The organism is Nonomuraea sp. NPDC059194, from assembly GCF_042754765.1.
Classification (GTDB): domain Bacteria; phylum Actinomycetota; class Actinomycetes; order Streptosporangiales; family Streptosporangiaceae; genus Nonomuraea.
On the sequence record NZ_JBHZBH010000084.1, the window covers coordinates 1 to 9928 of the forward strand.

Genomic DNA, 9928 nt, shown 5'->3' on the forward strand with positions numbered 1-9928 from the left:
GCAGACTTTACTCGCCACCTGGACCGGCGCTTGTCACGTCTGCTGCCAGCCGTATTCGCCCCACAACACTTCGTAACCTAACGAAGTACTACTAGTCGCTTGTGCTCGTGGACCACGAGGGTGACGGCGAGACCGGAGGCGCGCATCTCGCCGGCCAGGGCGACGGCCCGCTCGAGTTCCGGCCGGGTCGCGGCGCGGGTGGAGATCTTCTCGGCGAAGACCCGGGCGACGCCTGCGGCCTTGAGCGCATCCAGCTGGGTGTCGAGCGACTGGCGCGCGGTGGAGGCGCGGGCGTAGCCGATGCGCGCGTGCCCGGTCGGCGCGGTACCGGCGGCCGCGGGGCGCGGCAGCTCGGTCCAGGCCGTGCCGGGCTTGCGCACCGCCGGGACCGCCACGGCGAGGGTCTTGGCCAGTGCGGGCACGAGCCGGAAGCGGGCGGTGTGGTACTGCGCGGCCACCCGCCCCCGGCCGGTGCGGCAGGGCGAGCCTGCCGGGACCGACCGCCTATGAAACACCGACCGTTCTGTCCCCGCCGTGCTCTACCGTGGGACCACACCATGGCCAGACGCGTACCGCCGTTCGCCACCGCCCTAAGTGCCCGTCGATGCCAGCCGCGACCGGGTCGGGAGCGGGCACGAGGTACTCAGCGACGGCACGGCGGCACCAGGCGGTCACTTCGGGGGCGTCACCCGCAGGCCGGGATCGAGCGGCCCGCCGGACGACAGCGACGCGACATGACGAAGGGCTCGCTGCTCAGCCGGTACTCATCGTGACCCCTCGAAAGCATGCAACAGGAAGGCCAGCACATCAGCGAGCAGGGCATGTTCCTGCTCTCGGGTCGAGCCGGCACCGTGCCAACCGTGCTCCTCGACACGCAGCAGCACCGGCAGGCCGGAGGACGTGGCCGCCTGCAAGCGGGCGGCCAGTTTCGCCGGCTGCCACGGCGGCACCCGCGCGTCGCGCAGGCCGGCGGTCAGCAGCACTGCCGGGTACGGCACGCCGTCCTCAACCCGCAGGTAGGCATCGGCGATCAGCAGGCCGCGCAGGCCGTCCGAGGTGGCGACGCTGCCGAACTCCGGGACGTTGATCGGCCCGTTCTCGCTGAACTCGGTCCGTGTGGCGTTGGCCGTCGGCACCTGCATCGCCATGGCAGCCCACAGCTCCGGCCGGCGCACCAGCGCGCCGCCGGTGGGGATGCCGCCGGCGCTGGCGCCCTCGCCCAGCAGCCGTCCCGGACGGGTGTAGCCCAGGGCGATGAGGTGCTCGGCGCAGTCGATGAAGTCGGTGATGGTGGCCTCCTTGCGCGGGCCGCGCCCGGCCTCGTGCCACTCCCGGCCGTAGGCGCCGCCACCGCGCAGGTGCGCCATGGCGTAGACGCCGCCGCGCTCGTACCAGGCGAGCATCTCGGGACGGAACTGCGGCAGGTCGGTGACGCCATGGGAGCCGTAGCCGGTGAGCAGGGCCGGGTTGTCGCCGTCCAGCTCCAGGTCCTTGCGGTGGATGACGGTGAGCGGGATCTGTGTTCCGTCCCTCGCGGGCACGTGCAGGATGCGGGCGTGCACGTAGCCGAAGTCGACCGGTGAGCGGGGCGCCAGCCCGGTGTCCTCGAGGGTTTCGCCGTCGTAGCGGTAGAGCCGCGGCGCGTCTGTCCAACCGGCCGCCAGCAGCAGGGCTTCGGGCCGTTCCGGGTGGGTGGTCCACTCCCAGATGGCGCCCTCCACCGGCAGCGGGAGGTCGACGGGCTCGCCGCCGGACAGGGGCGCATGCCGTACCCGATGGACGCCGCCGTCGAGATCGCGCACGAGCAGCCGGTCGCCGACGACCCGCACCGCCTCCACCACGCGCTCACCCGCGGGCACGACCACCCGGGCTTGAGACAGATCTGGTACGGCAAGCGGAACGGCCAGCACGTGGGAGCGGGGCGCGTCCCGATGGGAGACCAGGTAGAGGGTGTCGTGGCTGGTGGCGAAGGCGGTCACGCCGTCCGCCGCGGCCGCTACCTTCCGCCACGGGCAGGTGGCCGGATCGGCGAGCGCGGCTCGTGGCGCCACGTACAGCGAGCAGTCGCTCAGCTGCTCGTTGGTCCAGGGGCCGAGTGCGCTGTGGGAGACGATCGCCAGCATCCACTCGCCGTGCGGCGGCACCACCAGGAAGGGCCGATCCTGCGGGGTCAGCTCGACGTGGGGGTTGAGCCCGCGCGCCAGCACCACCTGGTCCTGCGCCGGGTCGGTGCCCAGCCGGTGCAGGAAGGAACGGCTGTCCAGGCGGCGCTGCTCCGGCGGGGCGCCCGCCGGAGGAGCCACGAAGCGGTGGTAAACGAACGACCGGCCATCCTCCAGCCAGCTCAGGAAGGCGAAGCGCGTCGTGGGCGGGAGCGTCTCCCGGATGGCGCCGGAGCCGGCGTCGATGACCTGGATCGTGCCCTCCTCCGACCCGGACGGGGAGACGGCGCAGGCGATGTGGCGGCCGTCGTGGGAGGGCACGTACCAGTCGATGGCGTGGTGCGCCTCGCCGGGCACGGTGTCCGGGTCGAACAGGACCCTGCTCGCTCCCTCGGGCTCACGCACCATCAGCACGGGTACGCGGGTGTCCGGTTCGCGCGCCAGGTAGAAGATGCTGTCGCCCGCCGGTGTGAAGTTCGAGTACTGCGGGAGCGCGCCGCCCAGCTCGCGGATCCGGGTCAGCAGCTCCTCCCGGCGCGGCAGGGTGTCCAGCTGCTCGCGGGCATGGCTGGCCTGGCCGTCGAGCCAGCGGTGGAACTCCTCGCCGTCCGCCTCCATCCACCGGTAGGCATCGTCGAGCGTGATGCCGTGTTGGACGTCGCGCACCACGTCCACTCGGGCGATCGGGGGGCCGGTGATGTCGCTCATCCGCATGATCATAGGCGACGCTCGCGAAGCCGGGTGAGCTGGTGGCTGCTCTATCAGGACGCCTTGGCCACCGCCTTGGATGCTGATCACTTGCAGCTGGCCGCGACGTGAGTTCGTCCGGGTTGGATCAATCTTGAGACGATCTGTAGTCCGCTTGCAACGGTCCGTTTGAGCGTGCTGCTTCCCGTGCTGTGACAGGGGGCGGTCACGCCAACGCCTCACCCCCGTTGAGGTAGCCGGGAAAGCCGTAGCCGGAGGGCAGCTATGGCCGTAGATCGTGAGCGCCGCGCTGCGGCCGTCGCGCGGCTGACCGCGTTACGCGAGGCTGGCCAGCTGACGACCGAGCATGTCCGGCTGGCCGCCAGCGGCCTGGGCGTGAGCGAGCGCACCATGTGGCGAGCGCTCGAAGACGATCACGCCGAGCTGCGCTCGCCGGGGCCTTCGGCCTACGTCTTGTCCATCACCGATCGCGAGGCCTTCGCCTACTTCCGCGGAAACATCGCCGCCGTCCATCGCGCCCGGGTCGCCGTGGTGAACGGCACGGTGGCCGGGGTCGCGGTGCCGGACTTCCTTCGCGCCGGGTGGAGCGGGGACGCGCCGGTGGCGTTGCGCACGCTGCAGCGTGCCTTCGACCGCGAGCTCACCCCGGCCGAGCGAGCCGCCTGGCGCACCGGCGAGGAGGGCCGCCGCAAGGCCTCGGTGTATCTGACTCGGCCCCGATCCTCGCGCAACCACACCTGGGAGGCCGATCACAAGCAGCTGCCCATCGTGGTGCTGCCGCCGCGCGGTCCGGCGCTCAAGCCGTGGCTGACCACGGTGGTCGACGACGGCACCCGCGCCCTGCTCGGGTGGGCGCTGGCGCTGCCTCCGCACGCCGGCACGGTGCTGACCGCCTTCCATATGGCGTTGGTCTACGACGTCGAGCGCGGCCCGTTCGGCGCCGTCCCGGCGCTGGTGCGCATCGACCGCGGGCTGGAGTTCGCCGCGGGCGCCGTCTACGACGTGCTCGCCGCGCTCTGTATCGACCGGCATCGGCTGCCCTCCCGCAAGGCCTACCGCAAGGGGAAGGTGGAGCGGATCCACCGCATGATCGACGAGACCCTGCTGCGCGCCCTGCCTGGGTTCACCGGCGGCACGCGGGGTTCGCCGCCTGGGCACGCTGGTACAACACCGAACGCCCGCACCGGATGCTGGACGGGCGCACCCCGCTGCAGGCAGGGGAGTCCGACACCGCCCCGCTGTACCGGATCGGCGCCGACAAGCTCCGGCACCTCCTGCTGGCCGCCACGATGCGCACCATCGGCAAGGACGGCATCCGGTTCAACGGCCTGGCCTACATCGCGCCCGAGCTCCAGGGTCGCGGCGGCCAGCGCGTGGAGATCCGCTACATGCCGCACGACGACCGCTTCGTCGAGGTCAACCTCGACGGCCGCCACCTGTGCACCGCGCACCCGGCCGAACGCCTCACCCCCGAGCAGACCGAGGCCTTCCGCGCACACACCCGTCAGGAGGCACGCCGCCTCGGCCAGGAGCGGCGCCGGGCCACCGCCCGAGCCCGCGCCGAACTCGTGCCGCTCACCGAGACCAGCGCGGGCAGCCCGCCAACCGAGTCGAGAATCCTGCCACCCGCCGCCGCGACGGCGGCCTCTGCCCGGACTCGCGATGATCAGCTGCGGCGGCGGGCCAGCACCAGCCTGCTGGGCCTGACCGACCCCACCGACCCCACCGTGTCCGCCCGCGCCCCGGGCGCCCCGGCGCCGCGATCCGACGACGCTCCGCAACCGCGGGAGGATTGATGCCCCGGCACTTCGCAGGCCTGCGCGGCGCCGCCATCTTGCCCACCAACCACTTCCAGCTGGTCGGGCGGATCATCGGCGACCTGGTCGACTTCCAGGCCACCGGGGTCGTGCACGGCCCGGCCGGGACCGGCAAGACGTACGCGGTCGAAGCCGCGCTGGAGGCACTGCGCGACGGCGCCGCCGCCAGCATCGCCACAGTCAGCCTGGCCTTCCCCAGCCGCCCGACGATGCGCCTGGTCGCCGACGAGTTGCTGCGCGCCCTGACCGGCTCCAAAGCGCCCTCCAGCCGCAGCCGCTTTTACCTCACCGCCGCCCTCACCGACCTGCTCACCGCTGCTCCGCGCCTGGTCGTCGACGAAGCCCAGCGCCTGACCGGCGACTGCATCGAACTCCTGCGGCACCTGCACGACCACCCCGACACCCGCTTCGCCCTGCTCTACGTCGGCGGCGACGGCTGCTGGGAAGTTCTCTCGCGCGAGCCGATGCTGCGCTCGCGCGTCTTCCGCCGCCTGCCCTTCCAGGCGATCAAACGCGCCCAGGTACCGACGCTGATGCGCGGCTATCACCCCATCTACGCCGACCGCTCTCCGGAGTACGCCGCCTACCGCGCCCGGCACCTCGAGCTCGAACGCGAGCTGAGGCTGTGTGGCCTCATCCGCGACAAGGGCGTCCCCACCAAGGCGGAGGCCTCCGCCGACGTCCAGTACAGCCTGCGCCTCACCCGAGGCGACCACCTGGGCGACCCCGAGAACCCCTTCGCCGAACCGCCGTGGTGGCGCCGGCCACGCCTCGACGACGGGCAACACCTCCAGGAGCAGCTGTACGGCAGCAGCGACACCGAAGGGGAGCCATGGCCGGATCCATCACCACCGGACTTGTCGTGGCTCGACGACCGGCCTCCTGCAGAGGATCACAGCGCGTAAGCCCCACTACATCAACTTGACGCGAGTCACTGTCACCGACTTGTCGCTCCCGCTGTCACGAACCTGGCGCTCAACAGCAATCTCGCTCCCGCGCCGAAGCGGATGGCACCGCTGTCACCCGCCAGACGGCTGCTGGATGATGACGGCCTGGCGTCGCTCAGGCACTTGATCCAGCCGTTGGAGTCACATCGGCATCACGTCGTCGGCAGGCGTCGGCGATGGCTTCGGGGTCCCAATAGAACGGGCGACATTCGAGCATGCGTCCGTTCCTGACGGTGATCAGTTGCATGATCAAGGTCTCGACTTCCTGGCCGGTGGCACGGGCGCGAAAGCGCACCCGGTTCCGCGCCACCACAGTGTCCTCGTCACCCCAATGCTCCTGCTCCAGGAACTCCATCGACTCCCAGACCTCGCTGAAGCGGGCCAGAAAGCGCTCCATGCCGTCATGGCCGCGCCATGTTCCGGTGCCGGTGAAGGGCAGCCCGGGAGCCTGATGCAAGATCACCTCAGGATCCAGGTAAACGGCGACGTGATCATAGCTCGCCTTACCGAATCCGCCTGCAGCCACATACGCGGCCTCGGCCGCGTAGAACCTCTCCATTACCGTCCAGGCGTCGACCAGTGACTGCTCGTCCGCTCGCGATCCGCCAACGGGATCCCCCGCCACGTCCGTTGTGTTCATGGCACTAGCATCACCGGCTCCGACATGCCTCCGCTGGCGGCAATCAGACCTCCAACCGAACCACGCCTCCCCTGGGCCAAGTCGGAGGATCTCCAAGAGGTGGCGCCCGAACACGCTGACAATTGGTCCCGATTCAGAGTGTCGACGCCATCGGGATGGTTGACGCCCGCGCTCAGGTCAGGGCTGAGCTCAGGTATCGGACCAGCGCCGTCTTCAGCCGCGCCGTGCAGCCGGGCCGCACCCTCGGCCAGCCTGTCGCCGTCGCCGAGCCGTACAGCAGCGCCCAGTAGGCGGGCGCGCGCGTCTTGAACGCCACGCTCTCCTCCACCAGCAGGTCGATCAGCTCGCGCAGCCCAGAACTGCTGCCTGTCGTCGGTGGAGCGGGTGATCAGACCGTCGATCGGGATGCTCGCGTCCAGTGTGCCCGTCGGGGTGAAGCCGAGCAGGCCGGACAGGTCTCCCTGCTGGAAGATCCAGACGATCGCGCCGAACATGACGCCCAGGCTGAGCACGTTCAGCAGCGTCGCCTTGACCGGGATGAGCACGCTGCGCGCCATGAACAGCAGCGACCGGCGACACGACCGCCGCCGTGGCGACGGGGCAGCAGAGCAGCGCGCCGCTGATCACGGTCGCGGGTGGCATCCTGGCCGTCTCGTTCGCCGCGTAGGCGAGCGCGCAGATGTCGTTCGTGCAGATGCTCGGGGTCGGTATGGCGGTGGCGGTACTGGTGGACGCGATCATGCTCAGGGCGGTGCGGGTGCCCGCCCTGATGCGCCTTGCGGGCCCGTTGAAGCGCTAGGCCTCACGCCGCTCTATGCGTACTTGTCGCCCACCTCGTCGCGGATGGGCGCGGTGTCGTAGATGATCGTCATGCGCGCTATCCGGGGCAAGGTGACGTCGTCCTCGGGTTGCGGGGCGAAGTCGAAGATGTCGCAGCAGTCGAAGGTGATGACCGAGCCGTCCTTCAGCGTCCACCGGTAGCGGAAGTAGGCGGCCACCCGCGGCTCGGTGAGGCTGGCGAAGACGTCGATCGGCGTGATCTCGCTGTTCTGCGATGATTCGGCGAGTTTGGCGAAGAACGCGGCCGCCCCCATCCGGCCGAGGAAGGGCGAGATGACCTCGCCCTCGGGCGCGAAAAGCTTGACGATCTCGCGGGTGTCCCCCGCGTCGAGGGCGTGCAGGTACCGGCGGACGATGTCGGCGCGGGAGTGGACGGGCATCGCGGGCCTCACGAGTCGGATGGAAATTGGTTTGGCCAAAACTATCCGGCACGCGGTGCGCACGCTGGAGCGGGAGGGGCTGATCGAGCGGCGAACGGGTCCCGACGACCGGCGCGCGGTGCTCGCCCTCGCGACTGAGCAAAGCGAAATATTTGTCAGGACATTCTGACCTCGCTAACCTGATCGCATGACCGCGAACCTGGCGATCGACCTGGACCGCTCCAGCCCCGTCCCCCTGTACTTCCAGGTAGCCGAGCAGATCGCCGAGGCCATCAGGCGTGGCGACCTGGCCCCCGGCTCCCGGCTCGACAACGAGATCCTGCTCGCCGACCGGCTGGGCCTGTCCAGGCCGACGATCCGCCAGGCCATCCAGTACCTCGTCGACAAGGGCCTGCTGGTCCGCAAGCGCGGCGTCGGCACCCAGGTCGTCCATGGCCAGGTCAAGCGCTCGGTGGAGCTGACCAGCCTCTACGACGACCTGCGCCGCGCCGGCCAGGAGCCCGCCACCCAGGTCCTGGCCCTCGAACCGCGTCCGGTCGATGAGCAGGTCGCCCAGGTCCTCGGGCTGTCCCCCGGCGACGAGGCCCTCTATCTCGAACGGCTCCGCTTCGCCTCGGGCGAGCCGCTGGCCCTGCTGCACAACTGGCTGCCCGTCGGCCTGGCCCCGCTCACCCCCGAGGGCCTGCAGGGGCGCGGCCTGTACGAGCTGCTGCGCGCCTCCGGGGTCCGCATGCGCGTGGCCAACCAGCGCATCGGCGCCCGCGCCGCCTCCGTCACCGAGGCCAAGCTGCTCGACGAGCGCAGGGGCGCGCCGCTGCTGACCATGGTCCGTACCACCTACGACGACCAGGGCAAGGCCGTCGAGCACGGCTCACACGTCTACCGGGCTTCGCACTACTCCCTCGAGGTCACCCTCATCGAGCGCTGAGGCCCTGCTCGCCTTCCTCTTGACGTACCAGGTGGTGCCGATGCCGAACAGCACGGCCGCCGCCAGCCCCACCCAGGAGAAGCCCTTCAGCCACTTCTCGGCGACGATGCCCAGGTAGTAGATCACCGCCGTGGTGCCGCCCGCCCAGACGATGCCGCCCAGCACGTTGGCGACCAGGAACTTCCAGTACGGCATGCGCAGGGCTCCCGCCAGCGGCCCCGCCAGGATGCGCAGGAGGGCGATGAACCGCCCGAAGAACACCGTCCACATGCCGTAGCGGTGGAAGTAGTGCTCGGCCTTGGCGATGTGGGGCGGCCCGAAGTGCTTGGGGAAGCGCCTGCCGAGCCGGTCGAACAGCGGCTTGCCGCCCCTGCGGCCGATGCCGTACCCGATGGAGTCGCCGACGATCGCGCCCACGCTCGCGCACACGCCCACCCAGACGGGGCTGACCACGCCCTTGGCCGACAGCAGGGCCGAGCTGACCAGCACGATCTCACCGGGCAGCGGGATGCCCAGGCTCTCCAGCCCGATCACCAGGCCCACCAGCGCGCAGATCCACACCGGCGAAATCGCCTGCAGCCACTCGTCGATATGCATCCGGCCACCTTAGTCAGTCGGCCGCCCTCGCCAGGCCGGCAAGCCGGGGCGGTGAGCCGGGGCGGTGAGCCGGGGCGGTGAGCCGGGCCGGTGAGCCGGGCCGCTGAGCCGGGCCGCTGAGCCGGGGCGGCTACCCTGTAAAAGGGCCTCACCAGGCCGACCACCTGCGACGATTGCCGACCGAGGGAGCAGCTGATGATCGACAAGGTCGCGTGGGTCCTCCTGGAGGACGGCAGGCTGCTGGGCACGCGTTCCCATGGCAAGGACGCCTTCTACCTGCCGGGCGGCAAGCGCGAGCCGGGCGAGAGCGACATCGACGCACTCGTGCGCGAGATCGCCGAGGAGCTGACCGTCGCGCTCGTGCCCGACACCTTCCACCATGTGGGCACCTACGAGGCGCCCGCCCACGGCCGGGCCGACGCCACCGTGCGGATGACCTGCTACACCGCCGACTACGTCGGCATGCTCAGGCCCAGCGCCGAGATCGCGGAGATCGCCTGGCTGACCCACGGCGACCGCCATCGCGTCTCGGCCGCCAACCGCCTGGTCCTCGACACCCTGCACACCCAGGGGCTGCTCATCCCCTGACCGTCGTCAGCTCGCCCGAGATCAGCATGCACAGCGTGCCGAACACCTCCGCAAGGTCGACGCGGTCAGGCGCGAGGTCACGCTCGGGCGTCGTCGCCTCCACGATGACCCGCACCCTGGAGTTCGACTCCGGCTGGCGCAATCTGCGCGAACAGGCCGCGCAGGGCGACCCGTGGGCCTTCGACATGAACGCTCAGCAGCAGTCCCACCACAAGGTCAGCGTCAAGGGCTAGTACTACATAGCTAGATCGGGATGAGTTGAAGGCGCAGGCGCTGCCTAAAGTGGTGCCTGCGCGCTGCGGCCTGGTGGCTCCTGCGATG

At 70.6% G+C, this 9928-nt stretch carries 12 protein-coding genes; 5 read left to right on the top strand and 7 right to left on the bottom strand.

What is annotated here, in order from left to right; translation table 11 throughout:
* Positions 1 to 77: 77 nt before the first annotated feature.
* The 3 genes from ACFXJ8_RS43395 to ACFXJ8_RS43405 all read right to left on the bottom strand — a co-directional run bounded on the left by ACFXJ8_RS43395 (position 78) and on the right by ACFXJ8_RS43405 (position 3902).
* Positions 78 to 458: a recombinase family protein gene (locus tag ACFXJ8_RS43395; RefSeq protein ID WP_379651341.1), complete on the bottom strand. Its 381-nt coding sequence runs from the start codon at positions 456 to 458 to the stop codon at positions 78 to 80.
* 306 nt (positions 459 to 764) lie between these two features.
* On the bottom strand, positions 765 to 2870 hold the full coding sequence (locus tag ACFXJ8_RS43400; RefSeq protein WP_379651343.1) for a prolyl oligopeptidase family serine peptidase: 2106 nt from the start codon (positions 2868 to 2870) through the stop codon (positions 765 to 767).
* Between the two features lie 315 nt (positions 2871 to 3185).
* A complete protein-coding gene (locus ACFXJ8_RS43405; RefSeq protein ID WP_379651344.1) occupies positions 3186 to 3902 on the bottom strand; it encodes a hypothetical protein in 717 nt (238 codons plus the stop codon).
* A 155-nt stretch (positions 3903 to 4057) separates the two neighbouring features.
* On the opposite strand from ACFXJ8_RS43405, the gene ACFXJ8_RS43410 reads away from it, so the two are divergent.
* Both ACFXJ8_RS43410 and ACFXJ8_RS43415 read left to right on the top strand, forming a co-directional pair.
* Positions 4058 to 4666 carry a Mu transposase C-terminal domain-containing protein gene (locus tag ACFXJ8_RS43410; RefSeq protein WP_379651346.1) on the top strand — a complete coding sequence of 203 codons (609 nt, stop codon included), beginning with the start codon at positions 4058 to 4060 and terminating at the stop codon, positions 4664 to 4666.
* Positions 4666 to 5592 (top strand): AAA family ATPase, encoded by a 927-nt coding sequence (locus ACFXJ8_RS43415; RefSeq protein WP_379651347.1) that lies wholly within the window; start codon positions 4666 to 4668, stop codon positions 5590 to 5592. Before ACFXJ8_RS43410 ends, ACFXJ8_RS43415 begins: the two co-directional genes overlap by 1 nt.
* 157 nt (positions 5593 to 5749) lie before the next feature.
* On the opposite strand, the gene ACFXJ8_RS43420 is transcribed toward ACFXJ8_RS43415, so the two are convergent.
* The 3 genes from ACFXJ8_RS43420 to ACFXJ8_RS43430 all read right to left on the bottom strand — a co-directional run bounded on the left by ACFXJ8_RS43420 (position 5750) and on the right by ACFXJ8_RS43430 (position 7506).
* Positions 5750 to 6274, bottom strand: a complete 525-nt coding sequence (locus tag ACFXJ8_RS43420) for a nuclear transport factor 2 family protein (protein ID WP_379651349.1) — start codon at positions 6272 to 6274, stop codon at positions 5750 to 5752.
* Positions 6271 to 6831, bottom strand: a complete 561-nt coding sequence (locus ACFXJ8_RS43425) for a hypothetical protein (protein WP_379651351.1) — start codon at positions 6829 to 6831, stop codon at positions 6271 to 6273. The genes ACFXJ8_RS43420 and ACFXJ8_RS43425 overlap by 4 nt, the downstream gene beginning before the upstream one ends.
* A 255-nt stretch (positions 6832 to 7086) precedes the next feature.
* Positions 7087 to 7506, bottom strand: coding sequence for a nuclear transport factor 2 family protein (locus ACFXJ8_RS43430; protein WP_379651353.1), 420 nt, complete (start codon positions 7504 to 7506; stop codon positions 7087 to 7089).
* Positions 7507 to 7681: 175 nt separating this feature from the next.
* Here ACFXJ8_RS43430 and ACFXJ8_RS43435 point away from each other — a divergent pair, with 175 nt between their 5' ends.
* Positions 7682 to 8422 (top strand): GntR family transcriptional regulator, encoded by a 741-nt coding sequence (locus ACFXJ8_RS43435; protein WP_379651355.1) that lies wholly within the window; start codon positions 7682 to 7684, stop codon positions 8420 to 8422.
* On the opposite strand, the gene ACFXJ8_RS43440 is transcribed toward ACFXJ8_RS43435, so the two are convergent.
* A complete protein-coding gene (locus tag ACFXJ8_RS43440; protein ID WP_379651356.1) occupies positions 8366 to 9019 on the bottom strand; it encodes a DedA family protein in 654 nt (217 codons plus the stop codon). The two genes, ACFXJ8_RS43435 and ACFXJ8_RS43440, sit on opposite strands and share 57 nt — an antisense overlap.
* Before the next feature lie 195 nt (positions 9020 to 9214).
* On the opposite strand from ACFXJ8_RS43440, the gene ACFXJ8_RS43445 reads away from it, so the two are divergent.
* Positions 9215 to 9607: an NUDIX domain-containing protein gene (locus ACFXJ8_RS43445; protein WP_379651358.1), complete on the top strand. Its 393-nt coding sequence runs from the start codon at positions 9215 to 9217 to the stop codon at positions 9605 to 9607.
* A 104-nt stretch (positions 9608 to 9711) separates the two neighbouring features.
* A complete protein-coding gene (locus ACFXJ8_RS43450; protein ID WP_379651360.1) occupies positions 9712 to 9840 on the top strand; it encodes a hypothetical protein in 129 nt (42 codons plus the stop codon).
* The last annotated feature ends 88 nt before the right edge of the window (positions 9841 to 9928 follow it).

Coding starts and splice junctions, on each gene's coding strand:
- ACFXJ8_RS43450 (WP_379651360.1), top strand. CDS start 9,712: ATGACCCGCACCCTGGAGTTCGACTCCGGCTGGCGCAATCTGCGCGAA.
- ACFXJ8_RS43400 (WP_379651343.1), bottom strand. CDS start 2,870: ATGAGCGACATCACCGGCCCCCCGATCGCCCGAGTGGACGTGGTGCGC.
- ACFXJ8_RS43405 (WP_379651344.1), bottom strand. CDS start 3,902: ATGCCGGTCGATACAGAGCGCGGCGAGCACGTCGTAGACGGCGCCCGC.
- ACFXJ8_RS43445 (WP_379651358.1), top strand. CDS start 9,215: ATGATCGACAAGGTCGCGTGGGTCCTCCTGGAGGACGGCAGGCTGCTG.
- ACFXJ8_RS43420 (WP_379651349.1), bottom strand. CDS start 6,274: ATGAACACAACGGACGTGGCGGGGGATCCCGTTGGCGGATCGCGAGCG.
- ACFXJ8_RS43410 (WP_379651346.1), top strand. CDS start 4,058: ATGCTGGACGGGCGCACCCCGCTGCAGGCAGGGGAGTCCGACACCGCC.
- ACFXJ8_RS43415 (WP_379651347.1), top strand. CDS start 4,666: ATGCCCCGGCACTTCGCAGGCCTGCGCGGCGCCGCCATCTTGCCCACC.
- ACFXJ8_RS43440 (WP_379651356.1), bottom strand. CDS start 9,019: ATGCATATCGACGAGTGGCTGCAGGCGATTTCGCCGGTGTGGATCTGC.
- ACFXJ8_RS43425 (WP_379651351.1), bottom strand. CDS start 6,831: ATGGCGCGCAGCGTGCTCATCCCGGTCAAGGCGACGCTGCTGAACGTG.
- ACFXJ8_RS43435 (WP_379651355.1), top strand. CDS start 7,682: ATGACCGCGAACCTGGCGATCGACCTGGACCGCTCCAGCCCCGTCCCC.